General features: G+C 65.6%; 24 protein-coding genes. 14 read left to right on the top strand and 10 right to left on the bottom strand.

The window, feature by feature from the left end:
• Positions 1-7: 7 nt before the first annotated feature.
• Together ACVWY0_RS18060 and ACVWY0_RS18055 are read right to left on the bottom strand one after the other, a co-directional pair.
• Positions 8-871: an alpha/beta fold hydrolase gene (locus ACVWY0_RS18060; protein WP_485837892.1), complete on the bottom strand. Its 864-nt coding sequence runs from the start codon at positions 869-871 to the stop codon at positions 8-10.
• A 36-nt stretch (positions 872-907) separates the two neighbouring features.
• The gene (locus ACVWY0_RS18055) at positions 908-1,792 is read right to left on the bottom strand and encodes an alpha/beta fold hydrolase (RefSeq protein WP_485837891.1); all 885 of its coding nucleotides are present in this window, start codon (positions 1,790-1,792) and stop codon (positions 908-910) included.
• 67 nt (positions 1,793-1,859) lie between these two features.
• Here ACVWY0_RS18055 and lysS point away from each other — a divergent pair, with 67 nt between their 5' ends.
• From lysS to ACVWY0_RS18025, 6 genes are all read left to right on the top strand, one after another.
• Entirely contained in the window at positions 1,860-3,392 is a 1,533-nt protein-coding gene (lysS, locus tag ACVWY0_RS18050) for a lysine--tRNA ligase (RefSeq protein WP_485837890.1), read from the top strand.
• A 2-nt stretch (positions 3,393-3,394) separates the two neighbouring features.
• The gene (locus ACVWY0_RS18045) at positions 3,395-3,574 is read left to right on the top strand and encodes a hypothetical protein (protein ID WP_485837889.1); all 180 of its coding nucleotides are present in this window, start codon (positions 3,395-3,397) and stop codon (positions 3,572-3,574) included.
• Between the two features lie 145 nt (positions 3,575-3,719).
• Positions 3,720-4,049 carry a histone-like nucleoid-structuring protein Lsr2 gene (locus ACVWY0_RS18040; protein ID WP_485837888.1) on the top strand — a complete coding sequence of 110 codons (330 nt, stop codon included), beginning with the start codon at positions 3,720-3,722 and terminating at the stop codon, positions 4,047-4,049.
• A gap of 399 nt (positions 4,050-4,448) precedes the next feature.
• The gene (locus tag ACVWY0_RS18035; RefSeq protein ID WP_485837887.1) at positions 4,449-5,009 is read left to right on the top strand and encodes a hypothetical protein; all 561 of its coding nucleotides are present in this window, start codon (positions 4,449-4,451) and stop codon (positions 5,007-5,009) included.
• 1 nt (position 5,010) lies between these two features.
• The gene (locus ACVWY0_RS18030) at positions 5,011-5,601 is read left to right on the top strand and encodes a hypothetical protein (protein ID WP_485837886.1); all 591 of its coding nucleotides are present in this window, start codon (positions 5,011-5,013) and stop codon (positions 5,599-5,601) included.
• Between the two features lie 33 nt (positions 5,602-5,634).
• Positions 5,635-6,036 (top strand): PxKF domain-containing protein, encoded by a 402-nt coding sequence (locus tag ACVWY0_RS18025; RefSeq protein ID WP_485837885.1) that lies wholly within the window; start codon positions 5,635-5,637, stop codon positions 6,034-6,036.
• Positions 6,037-6,052: 16 nt separating this feature from the next.
• Here ACVWY0_RS18025 and ACVWY0_RS18020 read toward each other — a convergent pair whose 3' ends face one another.
• Positions 6,053-6,532, bottom strand: coding sequence for an anthrone oxygenase family protein (locus tag ACVWY0_RS18020; protein ID WP_485837884.1), 480 nt, complete (start codon positions 6,530-6,532; stop codon positions 6,053-6,055).
• 154 nt (positions 6,533-6,686) lie between these two features.
• On the opposite strand from ACVWY0_RS18020, the gene ACVWY0_RS18015 reads away from it, so the two are divergent.
• The 5 genes from ACVWY0_RS18015 to dhaM all read left to right on the top strand — a co-directional run bounded on the left by ACVWY0_RS18015 (position 6,687) and on the right by dhaM (position 12,509).
• Positions 6,687-9,179 (top strand): ATP-dependent Clp protease ATP-binding subunit, encoded by a 2,493-nt coding sequence (locus ACVWY0_RS18015; RefSeq protein ID WP_485837883.1) that lies wholly within the window; start codon positions 6,687-6,689, stop codon positions 9,177-9,179.
• Between the two features lie 230 nt (positions 9,180-9,409).
• On the top strand, positions 9,410-9,925 hold the full coding sequence (locus tag ACVWY0_RS18010; protein WP_485837882.1) for an amino-acid N-acetyltransferase: 516 nt from the start codon (positions 9,410-9,412) through the stop codon (positions 9,923-9,925).
• 243 nt (positions 9,926-10,168) lie between these two features.
• Complete coding sequence (gene dhaK / locus ACVWY0_RS18005; RefSeq protein WP_056347780.1) at positions 10,169-11,170, top strand: dihydroxyacetone kinase subunit DhaK; 1,002 nt, start codon at positions 10,169-10,171, stop codon at positions 11,168-11,170.
• A gap of 2 nt (positions 11,171-11,172) precedes the next feature.
• Entirely contained in the window at positions 11,173-11,805 is a 633-nt protein-coding gene (gene dhaL, locus ACVWY0_RS18000; RefSeq protein WP_058930378.1) for a dihydroxyacetone kinase subunit DhaL, read from the top strand.
• A complete protein-coding gene (dhaM, locus tag ACVWY0_RS17995; protein WP_485837881.1) occupies positions 11,802-12,509 on the top strand; it encodes a dihydroxyacetone kinase phosphoryl donor subunit DhaM in 708 nt (235 codons plus the stop codon). The genes dhaL and dhaM overlap by 4 nt, the downstream gene beginning before the upstream one ends.
• A 15-nt stretch (positions 12,510-12,524) precedes the next feature.
• Here dhaM and ACVWY0_RS17990 read toward each other — a convergent pair whose 3' ends face one another.
• The 5 genes from ACVWY0_RS17990 to ACVWY0_RS17970 form a co-directional block, all read right to left on the bottom strand.
• Positions 12,525-12,818 (bottom strand): DUF3040 domain-containing protein, encoded by a 294-nt coding sequence (locus tag ACVWY0_RS17990; RefSeq protein WP_485837880.1) that lies wholly within the window; start codon positions 12,816-12,818, stop codon positions 12,525-12,527.
• A gap of 133 nt (positions 12,819-12,951) precedes the next feature.
• Positions 12,952-13,443: a hypothetical protein gene (locus tag ACVWY0_RS17985; RefSeq protein WP_485837879.1), complete on the bottom strand. Its 492-nt coding sequence runs from the start codon at positions 13,441-13,443 to the stop codon at positions 12,952-12,954.
• Between the two features lie 36 nt (positions 13,444-13,479).
• Positions 13,480-13,911, bottom strand: a complete 432-nt coding sequence (locus ACVWY0_RS17980) for a DUF3592 domain-containing protein (protein ID WP_485837878.1) — start codon at positions 13,909-13,911, stop codon at positions 13,480-13,482.
• A gap of 3 nt (positions 13,912-13,914) precedes the next feature.
• The gene (locus tag ACVWY0_RS17975; protein WP_485837877.1) at positions 13,915-14,346 is read right to left on the bottom strand and encodes a DUF3592 domain-containing protein; all 432 of its coding nucleotides are present in this window, start codon (positions 14,344-14,346) and stop codon (positions 13,915-13,917) included.
• 65 nt (positions 14,347-14,411) lie between these two features.
• Complete coding sequence (locus tag ACVWY0_RS17970; RefSeq protein ID WP_485837876.1) at positions 14,412-15,401, bottom strand: HhH-GPD family protein; 990 nt, start codon at positions 15,399-15,401, stop codon at positions 14,412-14,414.
• A gap of 154 nt (positions 15,402-15,555) precedes the next feature.
• On the opposite strand from ACVWY0_RS17970, the gene ACVWY0_RS17965 reads away from it, so the two are divergent.
• Positions 15,556-16,239, top strand: coding sequence for a hypothetical protein (locus tag ACVWY0_RS17965; protein WP_485837875.1), 684 nt, complete (start codon positions 15,556-15,558; stop codon positions 16,237-16,239).
• Positions 16,240-16,332: 93 nt separating this feature from the next.
• Here the strand turns inward: ACVWY0_RS17965 and disA are convergent, their stop codons facing one another.
• Positions 16,333-17,409: a DNA integrity scanning diadenylate cyclase DisA gene (gene disA / locus ACVWY0_RS17960; protein ID WP_104060140.1), complete on the bottom strand. Its 1,077-nt coding sequence runs from the start codon at positions 17,407-17,409 to the stop codon at positions 16,333-16,335.
• 374 nt (positions 17,410-17,783) lie between these two features.
• On the opposite strand from disA, the gene ACVWY0_RS17955 reads away from it, so the two are divergent.
• Entirely contained in the window at positions 17,784-19,397 is a 1,614-nt protein-coding gene (locus ACVWY0_RS17955; protein ID WP_252568053.1) for a peptide chain release factor 3, read from the top strand.
• Between the two features lie 6 nt (positions 19,398-19,403).
• A complete protein-coding gene (locus ACVWY0_RS17950) occupies positions 19,404-20,633 on the top strand; it encodes a beta-ketoacyl-[acyl-carrier-protein] synthase family protein (protein ID WP_485837874.1) in 1,230 nt (409 codons plus the stop codon).
• Positions 20,634-20,657: 24 nt separating this feature from the next.
• On the opposite strand, the gene radA is transcribed toward ACVWY0_RS17950, so the two are convergent.
• Positions 20,658-22,031 carry a DNA repair protein RadA gene (radA, locus tag ACVWY0_RS17945; RefSeq protein ID WP_056347843.1) on the bottom strand — a complete coding sequence of 458 codons (1,374 nt, stop codon included), beginning with the start codon at positions 22,029-22,031 and terminating at the stop codon, positions 20,658-20,660.
• Positions 22,032-22,118: the final 87 nt, after the last annotated feature.

The raw sequence follows: 22,118 nt of genomic DNA, 5'->3' as shown, positions 1-22,118 counted from the left end.
GAAAGCCTTAGCCCCTGAAGTATTCCGCGATGTCAGTGACAAGTTCCTTCACCGCGGCGGGAATGGAGCCGTGGAAGCCCTTGGGTGAGAGCTCAAACGTGCTCCCCGGGACGGCCGCGTGAAGGCGCTGGGCCGTGACCTTGTAGTAGCTCGGGCTCTTGCCGCCCACCATAAAGTGTGTGTTGGCGGGCAGGACGGCGAAGTTCCTGGCATGCTCGGCTTCGTCGTACGCGGCCCGCAGTTCGCCCACGCCGGTGGGCATCAGCTCCCGGAGCATCTTGTTCACCTTCGTGCGGGACACCACGGCCATCAGCCCTGCAAGGACAGGCTCGGGGACCTTTGAAAGGGCGGTGCCCGGCTGCATGCCCTTCTTCATTCGGGCCATGGCATGCCCCACGTTGCCGGCGTTCACCGCGGCCTCGAACTCGTCCAGCCAGGACATGTCGATGCTGCCGTCGATGTTGACCGCAGCGTCGTAGACCGCCAGCTTGTCCGGTTCGTATGAGGTGCCCGCGAACTCCTGGACGGCGTTCAGCGCCACCGATCCGCCCAGGCTGTGGCCCAGGACGTTGCGGGCGCCCGTGGCATCCATGACCGTGCGGACATCGGCAATCTCCGTGGCCATGGAATAGTCGGCCGGCTGCTCGGTGGAGTTGCCCCTGCCGCGCCGGTCATAGACATCCACTGCCCATCCGTCGCCCAGCCCGTCGGCCAACGCCATCGAGAACGGCCGGTAGATCAGTGCGGTAAGGAAGGCCCCGCCGATGACCACCACCCGGCGCTCTCCCGGCGCATCCTCGGTTCCATAGCTGTACAAAGCCAGCCGGCCGCCGTCGTGCGTGGGGACTTCCTGTTCTTTCACGCTCCCCATCCTAGGCGCGCCCCTAAGCTTCCCACGGCAAACGACCTACCGGCGCCTCCCCAGCTTCCGGACCTGGCCGTCGCTGCCGTTGATGAACCGGGCAATCCGCACGGCCAGCCCCTTGCCGGGACGGATGGGACCCTCATGCAGCTGTCCGGGGACCACCTGGAAGTTGATGGATGGCACGGCGGCCGCCAGTTGCCGCCCCGTCTCGGCGAAATACGCCGGACTCCAGCCTCCGCTGAGCATCAGGATGGGGGTGGTGAGGGCGGTGAAATGGTCCAGTTCGGCTTCGGCGTCGAGTACGGCACGCATTTCGATGACGGCTGTGGGCAGCAGTTGGCGCATCTCCGCGCCCAGGTTGGTCCTGGCCGAGAGGATGCTCAGCATCCGCAGCGCGCCGAGCGGGAGGTAGGACAGCGGACCGGCTGTGGCCAGGCCCTGGACCAGATGCGCCCAGGCGTGGTTGAGCTGGCCCGCCGTGACGGCATCCGCAAGCTCCGGCCGCCAGCGGTGGCTCAGGTTTCCGGACAGCGACACCGCGGCGTCATAAGTCACCAGCCGGCTGATCGGCAGTGTCCGGGCCGCTTGCAGCGCCACGAAGCCGCCATAGCTGTGGGCCACCACGTCCGTGGAACCGGTCTCGCGCATGACCGCCGCAAGGTCGCTGACCTCCGTCTTCACGGAATAGTCCTCCGGCTGCGGGGCTGACCCCGCCCTGCCGCGCCGGTTGTAGCAGTGCACCGGCCGGCCCAGCATGACGCTGAGCTTCCGGGCGAAAGGCCGGTAGAGGGCGTCGGTGACCAAAGTGCCGTGGATGAGTACGACGCCGGGAGGTCCCGCCGTCGTCGGGTCCAGCCCCGCGGGGGTGCGGAACGAGTGCAAGTCGAGGCGCCCGCCGTCTTCCGCTTCAACTTTCCACGTCTCCACAGCCCGAGTCTAAGCCTGGGTGTCGGCCGGGAGCCGGTGGCGCGAACTCCCGGTAAACTTGGGGATTGTGACTTCCCAAAACACCCCCACCCCAAAAAATGCCCCAGAACCGCTCGACGCCAGCGAGCAGATGCGCATCCGCATGGACAAGCGCGCGAAGCTGATCGAGCGCGGCACCGAGGCATATCCGGTGGGTGTGGAACGCACGCATTCCCTCACGGAGATCCGCGAAAAGTACGCGCACCTTGAGGCTGACGACACCACCGGCGACGTTGTGGGCGTCACCGGCCGCGTGGTTTTTGTGCGCAACACCGGCAAGCTCTGCTTCGCCACGCTCCAGGAAGGCGGCGTTGACGGCAAGGGCACCCGGCTCCAGGCGATGCTCAGCCTGGCCAACGTGGGCGAGGAAGCGCTCGCGGACTGGAAGGCGCTCGCGGACCTTGGAGACCACGTGTTCATCAAGGGCGAAGTGATTTCCTCCCGCCGCGGCGAGTTGTCCGTGATGGCCGAGTCCTGGTCCATGGCCTCCAAGGCACTCCGTCCGTTGCCGGTGCTGCACGCGGAACTGAACGAGGAAACTCGCGTCCGCCAGCGCTACGTGGACCTGATGGTGCGCGACGAGGCCCGGGAAATGGTCTACACCCGCGCAGCGATTACCCGTTCCATCCGCGAGAGCCTGCACCGCCACAGCTACGTCGAGGTGGAAACCCCCATCCTGCAGCTGGTCCACGGCGGCGCCCTGGCCCGCCCGTTCGAGACGCACATGAACGCGTTCGACCAGAAAATGACCCTCCGCATTGCCACCGAGCTTTACCTCAAGCGAGCTGTTGTGGGCGGGATCGACCGCGTCTACGACATGGGCCGCGTCTTCCGCAACGAGGGCGTGGACTCCACCCACAGCCCCGAATTCACCACCCTTGAGTGCTACGAGGCCTGGGCTGACCAGTTCGTCATGGCCGAGCGCATCAAGGAGATCATCCTCGACGCCGCTGACGCCGTGGGTGTGGGCCGCACCCTCCAGACCGAAGCCGGGGAGATCAACCTCGACGGCGACTGGGCCTGGGTTTCGGTCTACCCGGGACTGTCCGACGCCGTTGGCCAGGAAGTCACACCGGACACGTCGCTTGAGGTGCTCCGCGAAATCGCCCAAAAGCACGAGGTCAAGGTGGACCCGAAGTGGGACGCCGAGAAACTGGCCGTGGAGCTGTTCGGCGAAATTGTGGAACCCACGCTCCTGAACCCCACGTTTGTGTACGACTACCCGCCGTCTGCCCAGCCGCTGGCCCGCCCGCACCGGGAGGACGGCCGGCTGATCGAAGCCTGGGACCTCATCATCGGCGGCATGGAACGGGGCACGGCCTTCTCCGAGCTGATCGACCCCGTCATCCAGCGCGAGCGGCTGACCGAACAGTCCCGGCACGCTGCCGCGGGTGATGTCGAGGCCATGCAGCTGGACGAGGACTTCCTCCGCGCCCTCGAGTACGGTGCCCCGCCCATGGGCGGCATCGGCCTGGGTATTGACCGGCTGGTGATGTTGTTCACCGGCGCCGGTATCCGCGAAACCATCCTTTTCCCGCTTCTGAAGCCCGAAGGCCACTGACCATGGAATATGTAGCCGTACTCCTGCCCTCGCTGGTGGTTGGCCTGCTTTTCTGGTTTGCCATGAAATCCATCTTCAATGCCGATAAGTCCGAGCGGCAGGCGGAAAAGCGTGCCCAAGCCGAGGCGGACGCGCGTTCCACCCTGCCATTGAAGGAACAGAACCCGGAAACGGACAAATAGCTCGAAAGAGCTTTCTGCGGGTTCCTGTGGATTTCCACAGGAACGATCCGACGCTTTGACGCGTTGCCATAAATAGGTTCATACTTTTAATAGGAACATCCTCATTTTCTGACAACCGAACCTTTCCAAGAGGAAGACATATTTAATGGCACAGAAAGTAAACATCATCCTTGTCGATGATCTGGATGGGGGATCTGCGGACGAGAACGTCCGTTTTGGCCTCGATGGGGTCAGCTACGAAATCGATCTGTCCTCGGCCAACGCGGCCGAGTTCCGTTCTGCCCTGGAGCGCTTTGTTGCCGCCGGGCGCAAGACCTCGGCCGGCAGAGCCACCCGCACCAAAGTGGTGGTAGGCCCCCGCGCCAACGACTCCGCGCAGATCCGCCAATGGGCGCGGGATAACGGCTACACGGTTAACAGCCGGGGCCGAATTCAGGCTGAAATCCAGGAAGCCTACCAAAAGGCAAATTCCTGACCTACCGCCTCTCCGGCTTGGTATTAGGCCCTGTCTTCACCTTCGGGTGGGGGCAGGGTTTTTTGACGCCAATTGTGAATGCGCAAGACGGACTGGCGTAAGCCAAAATCCCTTGCTGACTAACGGCCTCCGGCCGTACCGTTGGGCTAATCGTCGCGCAATTTCCTTGGGATGAGCCGGCGATTCGGTTTGGGCCTTCGGCCTGGGACGCCCGCTCGAATTCGACCACTCGAATGTATACGCGGCGGGAGTCTGGAATGTCTGGAATTAGCGGGTCTCGGCGATTTACGGCAGTCCTGGCGGCACTCCTATTGTTATTGGCGGCACCGCTCGGTGCTCCGGCCTACGCGGACCCGAGCCGCGTGTCAGTCAGCGTCATCTTGGATTCGCCGGAAGGTCATGGTCCTAATCAACGACAGTTCGGCCTCTGTCACGCCGCCGGACATTGTGGATGAAGTGTTTGATGCGACCGGTGGCGGCCAAGGGCCGGTGGACACCCAGACGGCTCCCGGGGGCTTCGGCGAAGTCGTTTCGTTCGATCTTGCTGACGGACACTACAAGATCAGGGCCACCGCCGACGGTTACCAGGAAAGCGGGTACACCGCATCATCGGGCCGCTACTCAGATTCCTTCCGGGAATTGCTCGGCTATCAGGAGCGGAAGACGTTCGCGACGGCGGATGAGATTGAGATTGTGGTGGACTTGGTCACTGGCACGTCCAGCTCGACTTCCGAAGGCTGGACGGTGCTGCACCCCTCGGAGTCCTCGATCTCCGGTGCAGTGGGCAACGACGTTTCGGCTCAACAAGGATCCTTATTGGCGGACGTGGCGGTGGAACTCTACGACGCGGCAGCGCCGGATCCGGAGGCCGGGCGGGTCGCTTTCACCGAGACCGACGGCAACGGTTACTACACGTTCCTTCAACCTTGCCTACGCCTCCTTCCTGATCGAACCTGCTGATGTGGACCCGGCCCTCGTCCTGACACTCACGGGACAGCCTGCACTCGGTGCCACCCTAACCGCTGCCACCGACCACGTTGAGGTTGGTTGGGCCCTCGAGGATTGCCTGCAGCGGTACAGCTGGTATCTCAACGGCATTCCGGTGGCCGGCGCTTTCGGCCCCACATTTGCAGTGCCCCTCGCCGCGGCCGGGAAGTCCGTGACCGCGCGCTTGGACATGGCCGGCGTCGGCTGCTCCTACACGTCCTTGGCGAGCAATGCCGTGGGGCCGGTGGATCCGGGCCTCACCATCATTGGACCGAACGCCGTGGCGGCACACGTCGACAGCGCCGGCCGGACCGACCTCACCGTGATGTTTGAAAACGTGAGGATGGCGGGCACCACCACGGTCACCCGACCTGAGTCCGGAGATGCCTACCCCGACGGCGGATTCTTCTCGCTGACTCACCCGCCCCGGTACTACGACATTGAAACCACCGCCGAATTCGAGGGAGGGCTCGGTGCGGAAGTCTGCATAACATTCGGCACTTCCGAAATGACAGAAGGGCAGGCGGCAGGCCAGCATCTGTACCACTACGTGGGTGGAGCCTAGGCGGACATCACAGCCAGCAGCAGCAACGGAAAGGTGTGCGGCCGGACCACTTCCTTCTCGCCATTCGCCGTAGGCCAGCCGCGATGGCCGTTCCGCGGGTTCCTGCAGCCGGTGGACAGCGGCGGGATCCTGAACGCAATGAAGGCGGGAGCCGCGGTGCCCATCAAGGTCGGGCTCGGCGGGAACCGGGGGCTGGGGATCCTGGCGGCGGGAGCACCGTCGTCGTCCGCCATCGCCTGCCCCGGCGGCACGGCACTGGACGCCATCGAACACACTGTCGCCGCGGGAAACAGTTCGCAGAGCCACGCGGCCGGCTCCGATACGTACACGTACGTGTGGAAAACCCAGAAGGCCTGGGCGGGAACGTGCCGGCAATTCACTCTGGGATTGAATGACGGAACAACTCACACGGCGCTGTTCGACTTCCGGAAGTAGCCGCGTTGGTGCAGTCTCAAGGCTGACCCAACGCTGCCCAAGCAACGCTGAGCGCTACCAGCGCGGCCAGCGACAGCCAAGCACGGTGGATGTTCCACCGGGTCCACCGGCGTTCGAACGATTTCCAGGCGGCCGCGGCATCTCCGGACGCGGCCGCCTGGTCGAGAGCGTTATTCAAGGGGATGTTCACCCTGAAGGTGATGACCAGCGTTGCCGTATAGCAGGCGAGGGCCACAGAGATAGGCAGCGCGCTGGCAAGGCCGTTGGCCCATGAAAAGGCTGCCGAGCCCGCCAAAGCGAGGAAGGCGCCGGCGAAGCTTAGCGCGAACACTGGATTCTGGATGGCGGTGTTGATCCGGGACATGGCGCTGACAAATGTCGCGTCATCGGTGGCGCGCAGCCCCGGCATCACCGAGCAGGCGTAGGAGTAGTAGAGCCCTCCGATCTCGGCGAGGGCTACGGTCGCGGCGGTCATGAGCAGGGTGATGACTTCCATGACGTTTCTCCTTGCTTGAGGTTCTTGCATTGATCCAAGCGGTGCAGGGTGACGGGAGGTTGAACACGTCATGTTTCCCCTGTGGCGAACACGCTCCCCAAGACTGGGTCTGCCACGTAGCATCAAAGTACGTCGTAGCTAGGAGTGTGGCGAAATGTTTGAGCGATTTACGGACCGTGCCCGTCGCGTAGTTGTGCTTGCCCAAGAAGAGGCACGCATGCTGAACCACAATTACATTGGTACCGAACACATCCTCTTGGGTCTGATCCATGAAGGTGAAGGCGTTGCCGCCAAAGCTCTTGAGTCCTTGAGCATTTCGCTCGACGGCGTGCGCGAGCAGGTACAGGAGATTATCGGCCAGGGCCAGCAAGCCCCGTCCGGCCACATCCCCTTCACCCCGCGCGCCAAGAAGGTGCTGGAACTCTCGCTGCGCGAAGCCCTCCAGCTGGGCCACAACTACATCGGCACGGAGCACATCCTGCTGGGCCTCATCCGCGAGGGTGAAGGTGTTGCCGCCCAGGTGCTGGTCAAGCTGGGGGCAGACCTCAACCGCGTCCGCCAGCAGGTCATCCAGCTCCTCTCCGGCTACCAGGGCAAGGAAACCACCGGCGCCGGCGTCGGCCCGGGCCAGCCCGAAGGCACTCCCGCCGGTTCCGTGGTCCTGGACCAGTTCGGCCGGAACCTCACCCAGGCTGCGCGCGAGAACAAGCTGGACCCGGTGATCGGACGCGAGTCCGAGATGGAACGCGTTATGCAGGTCCTTTCGCGCCGCACCAAGAACAACCCTGTCCTGATCGGTGAGCCCGGCGTCGGCAAGACCGCCGTTGTCGAAGGCCTCGCCCAGGCGATTGTCCGCGGCGACGTCCCGGAAACCATCAAGGACAAGCAGCTGTACACCCTGGACCTCGGTTCACTGGTGGCCGGCTCCCGGTACCGCGGTGACTTCGAAGAGCGCCTGAAGAAGGTCCTCAAGGAAATCCGCACCCGCGGCGACATCATCCTCTTCATCGATGAAATCCACACACTTGTGGGTGCCGGTGCTGCTGAAGGTGCCATCGATGCTGCGTCCATCCTGAAGCCCATGCTGGCCCGCGGTGAACTGCAGACCATCGGTGCCACCACCCTGGATGAGTACCGCAAGCACATCGAGAAGGATGCCGCGCTCGAGCGCCGCTTCCAGCCGATCCAGGTCAAGGAGCCCTCCGTCGCGCACGCGATCGAGATCCTCAAGGGCCTGCGTGACCGCTACGAGGCGCACCACCGGGTCACCATCACCGACGGCGCCCTCGCGTCGGCCGCGAACCTCGCCGAGCGCTACATCTCGGACCGCTTCCTGCCGGACAAGGCCATCGACCTGATCGATGAGGCCGGTGCCCGGTTGCGCATCCGCCGGATGACCGCTCCGCCGGAGCTGAAGGCCATGGATGAGCGGATCGCCAAGCTGAAGATGGAGAAGGAATCCGCCATCGACGCGCAGGACTTCGAAGGCGCCGCTTCGCTCCGGGACAAGGAGCAGAAGCTCATTACTGAGCGCTCTGAGAAGGAACGCCACTGGAAGTCCGGCGGCATGGATGACATTTCCGAGGTGGATGAGGATCTCATCGCCGAGGTATTGGCCAACTCCACCGGCATCCCGGTCTTCAAGCTGACCGAGGAAGAGTCCACGCGCCTGCTGAAGATGGAAGACGAACTGCACAAACGTGTGGTGGGCCAGAACGAGGCCATCAGGTCCCTGTCCCAGGCAATCCGCCGTACCCGTGCGGGCCTGAAGGACCCCAAGCGTCCGGGCGGCTCGTTCATCTTCGCCGGCCCTACCGGCGTCGGCAAGACCGAGCTCGCAAAGGCCCTGGCGGAATTCCTGTTCGGTGACGAGGACGCCCTCATCACGCTGGACATGTCCGAGTACTCGGAGAAGCACACTGTTTCACGGCTCTTCGGTGCCCCTCCGGGCTACGTCGGCTACGAAGAGGGTGGCCAGCTCACCGAGAAGGTCCGCCGTCGTCCGTTCTCCGTGGTCCTGTTCGACGAAGTGGAGAAGGCACACGCTGACCTCTTCAACTCACTCCTGCAGATCCTGGAAGATGGCCGCCTGACCGACTCCCAGGGTCGCGTGGTGGACTTCAAGAACACCGTGATCATCATGACCACCAACCTGGGCACCCGGGACATCTCCAAGAGCGTTGCCACCGGCTTCCAGTCCGGCACGGACACGCAGACCGGCTACAACCGGATGCGTGCCCGTGTGACGGAGGAGCTCAAGCAGCACTTCCGTCCGGAGTTCCTGAACCGTGTGGATGACGTTGTGGTGTTCCCGCAGCTCACCCAGGACGAGATCATCGAGATCGTGGACATGTTCGTTGGCCGCCTGGAGAAGCGCCTCAAGGACAAGGACATGGGCATCGAGCTCACCACCGCGGCCAAGGTGCTCCTGGCAACCCGCGGCTACGATCCCGCCATGGGTGCCCGGCCGCTGCGCCGCACCATCCAGCGCGAAATCGAGGACCAGCTCTCAGAGAAGATCCTCTTCGGAGAGATCCACGCCGGCGACATCGTTGTGGTGGATGTGGACGGCGACGGAGACGAAGCCAAGTTCACGTTCGCCGGCAACGCCAAGCCGCGTATCCCGGAGATCGCTCCGAGCGCCTAACGCAAGACGGCCAAGGCCCCGCCACTCCCTAAAGGAGCAGGCGGGGCCTTTGCTTTAACCTCCGTCCCAATGGTGAGTCCGGCGTCGAGCATTGGCGAGCGGCCAGCGAAGCGAGGGTGCCCGGGGGCATTTGTGTAGCTTGCGTCAGAGCGACGAAGGAGCAGCAAGCGGCAAGTGGCGCCGGTACGGGAGCGCCCAAGCCAGCCGGCCGACCACCGTAGGATTGTGGGGTGACCGACTCTGACTCATTCCGTATCCGCTCTGCCCGTACCAGTGACGTGGCCGCCATCAAGCGCCTTGTGGCGCCGTTGGCTGTGCAGCGGATTCTCATGGCGAAAGAGACCGTAGCCTATTACGAAAGCCTCCAGGAGTTCCGGATCGCAGAAGCCGACGACGGCGAAGTCATCGGCTGCGGGGCACTGCACGTTATGTGGGAGGATCTCGCCGAAGTCCGCACGCTGGCCGCATCGGACGCGTGGCGCGGCAAGGGTGTGGGGCACGTGCTGGTGGAAAGCCTGCTGGCCGAGGCCCGTGAACTGGGCGTGGCCCGGGTCTTCTGCCTCACGTTCGAGGTGGATTTTTTCAAGCGCCACGGCTTCGAGGTCATGGCCGACCAGACGGCTGTGGACCCGGTGGTCTACTCCGAGCTGCTGCGCTCCCATGACGAAGGCGTTGCCGAGTTCCTGGACCTGGCGCGGGTCAAGCCCAACACCCTGGGCAACACCCGCATGATCAAGACCCTCTAGGCACCCCCAATCACCCTGCCGCGGGCAACCGCGGGAAGAAGTCACCCTGTGACATAAATAGCTTTATGTCGAATTGATGGATAAACTGACGAGGTTGCAGTGTGGGGCCTGCCGTAAGGGACAGTCATTGGGGGCTGTCCCTTACCGCTTCCGCCGCATCGTCGCAGGCTACCGGACTTCAGGCGGCGGTAGTAGGGTCAAAGTGCATCCTCCAGGACGCACCCACACCCCAGGAGTTCTGCCATGAAAAAGCTCATCAATGATCCCCGTTCCGTGGTTGACGAATCCGTCGAGGGATTCGGTCTGGCCCACGCGGGACTTGTCACCGTCACCGCCGATCCGAAGTACGTCACGCGCAAAGACGCGCCGGTGGCAGGGAAGGTCGGACTCGTTTCCGGAGGGGGAAGCGGCCACGAGCCGCTCCACGCCGGGTTTGTCGGGCTGGGAATGCTCGACGCCGCCGTGCCGGGGGCGGTGTTCACCTCGCCGACGCCGGACCAGATTCTTCCGGCGACGCTCGCCGTAAACTCGGGTGCCGGCGTCGTCCATATCGTGAAGAACTACACCGGCGACGTCCTGAACTTTGAGACCGCAGCGGAGCTGGCGCAGGCCGAAGGTGTGGACATCCGCACGGTCCTGGTCAATGACGACGTCGCGGTGGAGGACTCCCTGTATACCGCAGGCCGCCGCGGAGTGGGCGGCACCGTTCTGGTCGAGAAAATCGCCGGCGCCGCCGCTGAGCGGGGCGATAGCCTCGATGCAGTGGCCGCGATCGGTGACCGCGTCAACAGCAACGTCCGCACCATGGGGGTTGCGCTGTCCGCGTGCACAGTACCGCATGCGGGAACGCCCAGTTTCGACCTGGCGGATGATGAGATCGAGATCGGCATCGGCATCCATGGCGAGCCCGGCCGGCACAAAATCCCGATGGAGAACGCTGACGGCATCACGGACCGCCTGCTGGACCCGGTCCTCAGCGACCTGGGCATCACCGGCGGCGAGAAAGTACTGCTGTTCGTCAACGGCATGGGCGGCACCCCCCTGAGCGAGCTGTACATCGTCTACCGCCGCGCTGCCCAAGTGATCGCAGAACGTGGAGCCGCCGTCGAACGCTCGCTGGTAGGGAACTACATCACGTCCCTGGAAATGCAGGGCTGCTCCATCTCGGTGCTCCGGCTCGACGATGAACTGACGCAGCTGTGGGACGCTCCGGTGCACACCGCAGCCCTGCGTTGGGGCGTGTAACCGTGGTGCTGGACGTGAAATGGGCCGTCAGATGGCTGACTCTCTGCGCCCAGGCCATGGCGGAAAACCGGGTGTGGCTCATCGAACTCGACCGTGCGATCGGGGACTCGGACCACGGCGAGAACATGGACCGCGGCTTCCAGGCGGTGCTGGAGAAACTGGCTGAAGCGCAGCCTGAGACGCCCGGCGCGGCCCTGAAGCTGACTGCCATGACCCTGATGTCCAAGGTGGGCGGCGCCGCAGGTCCCTTGTACGGAACCGCGTTCCTGCGCGCTTCCACCGCTTTGGGCGATGCCGCCGAGATTGATCCGGGGCGCCTCGCCGACGCGCTCGTGGCTGCCCGCGATGGGATCGTGGCCAGGGGTAAGGCCGAGTCCGGCGACAAGACCATGGTGGATGCCTGGACCCCCGCCGCGGAGGCAGCGCAGGCCGCCGCGGCGGACGGCGCAGGCACCGTCCTTGGCGTGTTGGTCGCAGCCGCTGAGGCGGCTGAGGCTGGCGCCGTGGCCACCGAGCCCCTGGTCGCCCGCAAGGGCCGCGCCAGTTATCTGGGGGAGCGGAGCGCGGGCCACCGCGATCCGGGCGCCGCCTCCAGCGCCCTCATTCTGCGGGCCGCCGTTGGGGCCGCAGCGTGACGGTGCGCCTGGTGGTAGTGTCCCATAGCGAAAAAATAGCCGACGGCGCCGTGGAGCTTGCCGCCCAGATGGCGCCCGACGTCGTAATCCTCGCCGCCGGGGGCACCGCCGACGGCAGGATCGGAACGAGCCTGGAGAAAGTCATATCTGCCCTGGACAAGGCGGCCGGCGGCGATGGCGTGGTGGTCCTGACGGACCTGGGATCTGCAGTGATGACGGCGGAATCGGCCCTGGAGCTCGTGGAGGAGCCGGCCGGCGTGCTCCTGGCGGACGCGCCCCTGGTGGAAGGCCTCGTGGCTGCTGCCGTGGCCGCACAGGGCGGCGCCGACGTGAAGGCAGTCAAACGTGCCGCCGAAGCGGTCTACGGATTGGGACCGGAGGTGGCGGCTGCTTCGCGGGTGCTCGCCGAAAGCACCGTGGCTGAAGGGTCCGTCACCGGTTCAGGGCCGGACTTCACCGGCGACTTCGAACTGGTGAATGAGGCCGGCATGCACGCCCGTCCGGCCGCCAAGATCGCGGGCGGTCTGGCGTCCCTCAACGCCGAGGTCACGGTCAACGGCGTGGATGGCGCGTCAATGACATCCCTGATGACCCTGGCGGCAGGCAAGGGATCCTTGCTCCATATCGAGGCTTGGGGGCCCGACGCCGAGCGTGCACTGAACTACGTCGGCGGCCTGGTGCAGGCAGGCTTCGGCGAGCCGTAGGCCGTGGCCTGTTGCCTATTTGACCTGGCTGCTGCGGCCCAGACTGAAGGACCGCTTGTCCACGAGCAGGTACGTGCCGGCTCCCATCAGCAGGAAACCGCCGACGCCGACCGCGATGATCTGCGTGCTGACCCCGACAATGAGCAACACCAGCCCGACCAGGCATGCGATGGCACCGAGGTAGATACGGCGCCCAAACCTGAGGCCCACGGAGCCGGTCGAGAGTTCCTCGGCGAGCCTCGGATCCTCTGCGGCCAAGCCCGATTCCAGCTCCTCGAGCTGTTTCCGCTCCCTATCTGAAAGTGGCATCCTTACCCCTTCCCGGCGGGGAACCTGTTCTAAATCCAACGTTGCCGATGCTGGTAATACAGACCGTAGAAGTGTCCTGAGTGGAAGTCAAGGGCGGGGTTTGGCGGGGCTTATTTGTCGCCAGTGAGGGCAGTCACGCAGCCTGTCGTAGGCCCTCGGCGTCGAGAATCACCGAAGCCGTGACGAACCTCCCGCAGTGCTCCCCATAGGGATAGGCGCCGCGGGGCCGGAAATTCAGAGTGCGAACAGGCAGGGCCGATCCGTCCGGAGAAATACCGGACGCGGTCAGCGCCATCGGGGCCTCCGTGAGGGACTCCAGCATCAGCATCCCGATCATGGTCCCGTCCGGGGAAGCCGTGGCGGAGCAGACCCCGTCCGGGGCGCAGCCCTGGTCAATCGAGGCAGTGCCGGGAAAAAGCTCGACGGCGGCTTCTTTACAGACGCCGTCCTGGCACGCCTTCAGGCGCAATGATCCCACCTGTGCCACATACTCCCGCGCCACCGTCACCGAGACCACTGACGCCTGGGCAATCATCGGGCACGGCGCCGGGCCGGGGTAGTAGTAGCAACCGGAGGTGAGTGCCGCCGTCGTCATCAGTGCCAGAAGTACCCCGGTCTTGCCCATACTTCAGCGTAAATCCGGAGGCGGAAGCCCGCATTGCTACCAGGAAAGTGATGCAAACATTGTTATGGCAGTGGCCCCAAAGATCACCATAATGAGACCTGTGGCCAGCCGGCCTTTGGCAACAACGAAGACCGGCAGCGTTGATTCGGCGGGATTGGCCGGGTTGTAGGCCACGGGTATGCGGGTGCCGATGATCGCCTGGTCCTGGCTGTAGATATCGGATTGCCCCAGCCAGCGCTTGCCCCCGGCGTCCGCGAATTCATACGACGGCGCAAACCGGTTCCGGCCGTTGCTACCGGGGCCGTCCGTGCCATGCAGGTTTCCCGTGACGGTGGCCGAAGCTTCCTGCCACCCCGCCATGGAACGTTTCCGGCGGAAGGACGCGGCCAGGGACAGCCCCATCAGGATCAGGCCTGCGGCAAGGAAAAGCCCGGGCAGGACGATGAACAGCAGTTTCAGGGAGTCCACGGTTCAGCCCAGCGGGAAGGCGCCGGCGACCCAGAACAGCAGCAGGGCGAAGAATACGAAGACCGGCATGAGGCACCCGATCACCATTTTCGATTCGGAAGCCACCTGGAATGACTGGTTGGGATTCGCCGGGTTGTAGGCCACTGCCAGGGGCGATCCCGGTGCCTGCCTGCTGGCGTACGAAACCTCGGATTCGCCGGCATACAGGGTCCCGTTGGGGTCGGCGAACTGGTACGTGGGGTAGAAGCGCCGGCTCCGCGTTGAGCCGCCTCCGCCATGTGTCCAGCCCGCGACGTTGCCGGTGACGGTCGCCTGGACCTTTGGCCAGCCGGCGATCAGTTTTTCCTGCCGCTTGGTTTTCCGCAGTGAACGGACCAGCGCAAAAATGACGCCCGCAACAAACAGTGCCCAGATGACGTACAACACGATTCTCATGAATTTCCCCCGGTTTGAGTCACCAGAAAGTATGCCATCCGGGCGCGGGCCACCCTAAAGGCGGCTCAGGCAGGCAGCCGGTAACCGCCCTGGTGCAGCTCGGCCAGCCCGTCGCCAAGGAGGCCGGCAATGGCACGTTCGAGTTGTTCCGGCGCAGAGTTCAGGCGGTGCAGTGCGGACAGGGGCACGCCGATTCCGTCCGCCGCGAAGCCCAAGTCAGCAGGCTGCCGCTGGAACATTTCCGCCGGCACCGGTGCGTCCGCAAACCGGAGTACAGCCATCACGGCACCCCGGACCTGCCGGTCAGTTCCGTGCCACGCCTGACCTTTGGGAACGTACGACGGCGGCGGCTCGCCGGCTGCCAGCCACGCACAGGAGTCCCGCACCGGACAGTCCGCGCACTTGGGCGCCCGCGCCGTGCAGACCAGCGCCCCCAGTTCCATAACCGCAGCATTCCAGTGCACGGAGGTCCCGACGTCGTCCGGCAGCAGTTCCGCCGCGAGCCGCATCTCCGCAGCGTTCAGCGATGGTGAGGGGAGCGCGACGCCGGAAACCAGGCGCGCGTGCACACGCCGGATGTTGGTGTCCACCACGGTCTCCCGGCGTGCGAAGGCAAAGGCGGCAACGGCCGCGGCCGTGTAGCTGCCCACCCCGGGCAGGGCCAGCAGCTCCGTGTAGTGGCCTGGGACCTTGCCGCCGTGGTCGCGGACGATGGCAGCGGCGGCCGCGTGCAGGCGGAGTGCCCGGCGGGGGTAGCCGAGCCTGCCCCAGGAGCGGACGGCTTCCCCTGCAGGCTCGCCGGCGAGGGCGGCGGGGGTGGGCCAGCGCTCGAGCCATTCCCGCCAGACCGGCAGCACGCGAACCACGGGCGTCTGCTGCAGCATGATCTCGCTGACCAGGACTCCCCACGGTGAGCAGTGGGGTTCACGCCAGGGCAGATCCCTCGCCGTCTCCGCGAACCAGCCGGTGATCCTGCGGTGCAGCGCGGCGAGCTGGTCGGGGCGGAGGTCATCCGTGCCGGACTGGGCCGTAACGGGGGCGCCGTCCGCGGGCATGGCTGGGGAAAGGGTTGTAGCGTCGATCCCAACACTGTAGTGGATTCCCCGGAGCCCACGCGAAGATTCCTGCGGACAAACTGTGACCTTAGCGTTGGCCGGGGGACCGGCGTGGTGGGACGGCAGAATCCGGCGCGTTCTCTAGCCTAGAAGGATGGGCAGGCAAGGCAATTCATCACCGCGTAAGACGGCATCCGCATCCGGTTCCCGGGGCGGTTCCGGCGCTACCCGGCAGCCGAGCGCAGCCGTCTACCGGCGACGTCGGCTTTTTGTGGGAACAGCCCTGCTGATGGCGGTGGCGCTCACTTTCGGCGGCTTTGCTGTGGCCGGTGCCTTCAGCGGCACCGAGCAGGCATCTTCCACCGACGGCGCTACGGAATCCGCCCCCACCCCCGGCGCCTCGCCGTCGGCAACTGCGGGCAGCGAACCCACTCCAACGCCCACGCCTTCCTGCAACCAAAACCTGGTGACGGTGTCCGCGTCGACCGACAAAGCCGCCTACGGCCCCGAGGAGAACCCGCTGCTCACCCTGAAGGTGACCAACGGCGGAACCATGCCGTGCGAGGTGAACATCGGGACGTCCCAGATGGAGTTCCTGGTGACCAGCGGCGCGGACAGGATCTTCTCGTCCAAGGACTGCCAGGCCAAAAGCGAAGACCTGGTGAAGACGATTGCCGCCGGCGCCAGCGAAACGGCGAACTTCCCGTGGGCCCGGAACCGCACGCTGGAAGGCTGCAGCCCCATCGAGGCCAAGCCAGGGGCCGGCGGGGCGTACTACATCTTCACGGCCAAGCTCGGCTCCAGGGCCAGCCCCAAGGCAGTGTTCCAGCTCAGCTGACGCTGTTTCTCTCATCGAGTGCTCCGCACGGGCCCTTTTGAGCCCTCAAAAGGGCGTTGTTGGAGCAATCGATGGGGATTATCGACGGGGAATCTAGAGGAAGCGGTCCAGCAGGCTGGCTTCGGCCATGCGGCTCAGGCCTTCGCGGACGGTCCGGGCGCGCTGGTCGCCGATGCCGTCAACGGTCATGAGGTCGTCGATGGTGGCCGCCATCAGGAACTGCAGGCCGCCGAAGTGGTCCACGAGGCGGTCGGCAACAGCCTTGGGGACTGCCTTGAGGCCGGACAGCAGCCGGTAACCGCGCGGCTGAACCACGGCGTCGAGGTTGGCCTCGCCGCCGGCAAAACCGACGATCCCGGAGATCTTGCCCAGGTCGATCAGCTCCGTGGGGCCGAGGTTCACCAGTGCGCTGACGGCCCGTTCGATGTCCTCAGCGGACGCGTCCGGTCCGGCGTAGTCGCGGATGATGACGTCGCTGCCGGGACCGCGGCCGACTGTCAGCTCATCGAGCTGGAGGGACAGCAGCCGGCCGTCCTCGCCAAGTTCCAGGACATACTGCGAGATTTCCTCGGAGATCCGGCGGACCATTTCCTGGCGCTGCAGGGTGACCGCGACGTCACGGACGGTCACCATGGCCTCGATCTCCAGGGCGGACAGGGAACTGGTTACCTGGTCCAGCCGCGAACGGTACCGTTCCAGCGTGGCGAGGGCCTGGTTGGCGCGGGCCAGGACCTTTTCGGATCCCTCCAGCACGTGCCGGAGCCCGTTCACGTACAGCGCGATGATCTGCATGGACTGGCTGACGGAAATCACCGGAACGCCGGTCTGGATGGCCACACGCTCCGCCGTGCGGTGCCGGGTGCCAGATTCCTGGGTTTCGATGCTTGAGTCCGGGACCAGCTGGACCGCGGCGCGCAGAATGTTGCCGGCGTCCTTGTCGCAGATGATGGCACCGTCCATCTTGGCCAGTTCACGGAGCCTTGTGGGGGAGAAGTCGATGCCGATGTCGAACCCGCCGGAGCAGATGGAATCGATGGTCCGGTCCGAGCCCAGCACAATCAGCGCACCGGTCCGCCCCCGGAGGATGCGTTCCAGACCATCGCGCAGCGGCGTGCCTGGAGCCACTCTGCCCAGAGTCGCCTTGAGCGATTCTTCGGGGCTCCGAGCCATAGGTGTTCCCTTCAAAGGTGCGGACTGCCGCCCGCAGGTACGCCGGTTTTTTACACTCCGCCGGCAGGATCAAAAGTACTCAGTTTCCCGCAAGCTCAATGATAGAGGTAAGAAGCGGCAACAACCGCACGGACAAGCCCCAAAGTGCCTCGTTAGCGGGTGCCGCGAAGTGCCTCGGGAACGCGTACGACGGCGGCTGTCCGGGAGGCGTTTCGCGCCGTTGCCCGAAGCAGCCTAAACGTCTGAACCGTTCATGGCCTCAGCCTAAAGCCCGCCCCTGCGATAAACTTGGAACTTGGCTGTCACAGAGCCATGCTTCCCCTTGAGGCCTGCCGAGCGCCTTGGGGTAACCCCACCGCAGCGAAAGTAGCACCGTGTCCCAAGATGTCCTTAGCCCCGCCCGGGTCAACGAGATTCACAAACAGGCGGCCCGGCGTCGGACCTTTGCTGTTATCTCGCACCCTGACGCCGGCAAGTCCACCCTCACCGAGGCCCTGGCCCTGCACGCGAAGGTGATCGGGACCGCCGGCGCCTCCAGCGGCAAGGCCAACCGCAAGGAAACGGTCTCGGACTGGATGCAGATGGAGAAGGACCGCGGCATCTCCATCAGCTCCGCCGCCCTGCAGTTCTCCTACCGGGACACCGTCATCAACCTGCTGGACACCCCCGGTCACGCGGATTTCTCCGAGGACACCTACCGCGTCCTGGCCGCCGTCGACTGTGCAGTGATGCTCGTGGACGCCGCCAAGGGCCTGGAAACGCAGACCATGAAGCTGTTTGAGGTCTGCAAGCAGCGCAACCTGCCCATCATCACCGTGATCAACAAGTGGGACCGGCCCGGCCTGGACGCCCTGGCGCTGATGGACGAGCTCACGGAGCGCACCGGCCTGCAGCCCATGCCGCTGACCTGGGCCGTGGGCATCTCCGGTGACTTCCGCGGCGTCTGGGACCTCCGCCAGGACCGCTTCGCCCGCTTCCAGCGCAACAATTCCGGCGCCAACATCGCGCTGACCGAGTACTTCACGCCCGAAGAGGCTGCGGAGACGCAGGGCAGCAACTGGACCGACGCCGTGGACGAGGCCGGCCTGGTCATCGAGTCCAACCTCGAATTCGACGTCGAAGCCTTCCATGCAGGCACCGCCACCCCCATCCTGTTCAGCTCTGCCGCCCTGAACTTCGGCGTGAAGGAACTGCTGGACGCCCTGGTGGATTTCGCGCCGCACGCGGCACCCCGGCCGGACGTTGAGGGCAGCCCGCGCCCGGTTGAATCGTCCTTCTCCGGCTTTGTCTTCAAGGTCCAGGCCGGCATGAACAAAGCCCACCGCGACCACGTCGCGTTCATCCGCGTCTGCTCTGGAGTTTTTGAACGCGGCATGGTGGTCACGCAGACCCGCACCGGAAAGTCGTTCGCCACCAAGTACGCCCAGCAGGTTTTCGGCCGCGAACGCGAGGTCATCGACGAGGCCTACCCCGGCGACGTGGTGGGCCTGGTGAACGCCTCCACGCTGCGCGTCGGCGACAGCCTCTTCCTCGAAGGTGCGGTGGAGTACCCGGCCATCCCGCTGTTCGCCCCGGAACACTTCCAGGTGGCCCGGTCCAAGGACCCCAGCAAGTTCAAGCAGTTCCGCCGCGGCATCGAGCAGCTCGAGCACGAGGGCGTCATCCAGGTGCTCCGCTCCGACGTCCGCGGAGACCAGGCGCCGGTGCTTGCCGCCGTCGGCCCCATGCAGTTCGAAGTGGTGGAGGACCGCATGGCGCATGACTTCAGCGCCCCCATGCGGCTGGAACGCCTGCCGTACTCCATCGCCAGGATTTCGACGGCGGACGCCATGCCCGCGCTGGCCAACGTGCCCGGCGCCGAGGTGCTGTTGAGGTCCGACGGCGAATACCTCGCCTTGTTCAACGACGTCTGGGCTCTGCGCCGGATCGAGAAGAACCACCCCGATCTGACCCTGGTGCCCATCGGCACCCACAACCCCGCAAAGTAGCGTCCCATGTCTGCAGACCAACCCCGCGCGCTGATCACCGGCGCCGGCACCATCAACCCGCTCGGCTCCTCTGTGGCGGAAACCTGGACCGGCCTGCTGGCGGGACAGTCCGGCATCGCCGCGCTGGACGAGGACTGGGCGGAACAACTGCCCGTGCGCATCGCCGGACAGGTCACCGCGGATCTCTCGGAGCATCTCACCACGCGCGAGCTGAAGCGCATGGACCGGTGCGGGCAACTGGCGCTGGTGGCTGCCCGGGAAGCCTGGCAGCAGGCCGGGGCGCCCGACGTCGACCCCGAACGGTTCGCCGTGGTGATCGGCTCCGCCTATGGCGGCCTGGGCTCCACCCTCGAACAGGACCGTGCGCTCGCCAGCGGCGGCCCGCGCAGGGTCTCGCCGCACACCCTCACCCGGCTTATGGTCAACGGCCCCGCGGCCTGGGTCTCCATTGACCTCGGCGCCCGCGGCGGAGCCCGGACGCCTGTCAGCGCCTGTGCGTCGGGCGCGGAAGCAATTGTCCAGGGCGCCGAAATGATCCGCTCCGGCGCGGCCGACGTCGTGATTGCCGGCGGCGTGGACGCTTCCGTCAACGACCTGGTGATCACCGGTTTCTCCCAGATCCGGGCACTCTCCACGCGCAACGGCGAACCCCAGCTCGCTTCGCGCCCGTTCGACGGCGGCCGCGACGGCTTTGTCCTCGCGGAAGGCGCCGGCATTGTGGTGCTTGAGAGTGAAGCCCACGCCCGGGCGCGCGGCGCCGCCATCCTCGGCGCAGTGGCCGGCGGGGCGGTAACCTCCGACGCCAACGACATCGTGGCCGCGGACCCTGCCATGCAGCGGCGCGTTATGCAGAAAGCCCTGGCCTCGGCCGGAATGCAGGCTTCGGAGATCGGTTTCGTTCACGCCCACGCCACCTCCACCCCGGTAGGGGACCGGCTGGAAGCCCAGGCGATCAACGCTATTTTCGGTGCCGACGTGCCCGTGACCTCCACTAAAGGCCACACCGGCCACCTGCTGGGCGGCGCCGGTGCGCTCGCGGCGGTTGTGGTGGTCCAGGCCCTGCAGACCGGACAGCTCCCCGGAACCGCGAACGTCGAGGCGCTGGACCCCGAAGTGAACCTGAACATCGTCACTGAAAATGCCCACACGCTGGCGCCCGGCTCCGCCCCCGCCGGCCTGGTGAACGCTTTTGGCTTCGGCGGACACAGCGTTGCCTTGGTGATCACGGCCAGCTGACACCGCCCCGGCCGGCAACGGGCCCTACCCGATCAGCAGGCTCAGCGCCTCCGTAAGGTGCTCCACTTCGCGCACTGAGAAGCCTGGTGGCACGGGTCCGGGTCCGTTGTGGCTGGCCGGGACCACGGCGTGTGTGAAGCCCAGACGGTGTGCTTCCTGGATGCGCTGGTTTATGCCGGGCACGGGCCGGACCTCGCCGGCCAGGCCCACTTCGCCGAACGCGATCAGCCGGATGGGCAGGGGTTTGCGGGCCTTCGCGGACGCAACAGCCAAGGCAACGGCGAGGTCCGTGGCGGGTTCACTGAGCTTCACGCCACCCACGGTAGCCACGTAGGAATCGTCCTTGTGCAGCAGGCAGCCGGCACGCTGCTGTAGCACCGCCAGGAGCATGGACACCCGTGAACTGTCCAGGCCGCTGGTGGCCCGGCGGGGCTGCGAGTTGGCGCTTTCGGCAAGCAGCGACTGCACCTCGGCCAGCAGCGGCCGCCGCCCTTCCATGGTCACCGTGATGCAGGTGCCGGAGACCGGCTCCTTGGTGCGGCTGACGAACAGCCCACTGGGGTCCGTCAGCCCTTCGATGCCGTTCTCATTCAGGTCAAAACAGCCGACGTCGTCCGTGGGCCCGTACCGGTTCTTTACCGCACGCAGCATCCGGAGCCGGGAATGCCGTTCGCCTTCGAACTGGCACACCACATCCACCAGGTGTTCGAGCAGCCGCGGCCCCGCGATGGACCCGTCCTTCGTGACGTGCCCCACCAGCAACGTGGTCATGTTCCGGCGCTTGGCCGCCGCGATGATGGACGCCGCAACCTCACGCACCTGCGAGACGCCGCCGGCGCTGCCATCCACGTCTGCGCTGCTGAGGGTCTGGACTGAGTCCACAATCAGCAGCCGCGGCTCGATCTTCTCCACCTGCCCCAGTGCCTGCCCCAGGTCCGTTTCGGCGGACAGGTACAGGGAATCCGCGACGGCGTCGATCCGTTCGGCTCGCAGCTTCACCTGCGCCGCGGATTCCTCGCCCGTGACATACAGGACATCCTGCGCCGTGCGGGCGAACTTGGCCGCGACATCCAGCAGGAGGGTTGACTTGCCCACACCAGGTTCACCGGCCAGCAGGATGACCGCACCCGGGACCAGGCCGCCGCCCAGCACGCGGTCCAGCTCGTCCACGCCGGTGGGCAGGAAAGCCGCCGTGGTGGCATCGACCTCGGCAATGCGGCGGGCCGGCTCCAGAACTGTGGTTGCCGCCGTCGTACGCGCTACAGCGGCGCCGGTTTCCTCAACCGTGCCCCACGCTTGGCACTCGCCGCAGCGCCCCACCCACTTGACCGTGGTCCAGCCGCATTCGGCGCACTTATAAGCGGGCGCTTTGGACGCCCGGGAAGTCTTTGTTGCCATGGGTTCCACCCTACTGGCGGGCACCGACAATCCCCGCCCGCCCCTAACCTCGCAAGCTCAGCCACCGGGCCGCAACCACCGGGCCTC

The sequence above is a fragment of the Arthrobacter sp. UYNi723 genome (assembly GCF_054057635.1).
This window is presented reverse-complemented; position numbering and strand designations above follow the sequence as displayed.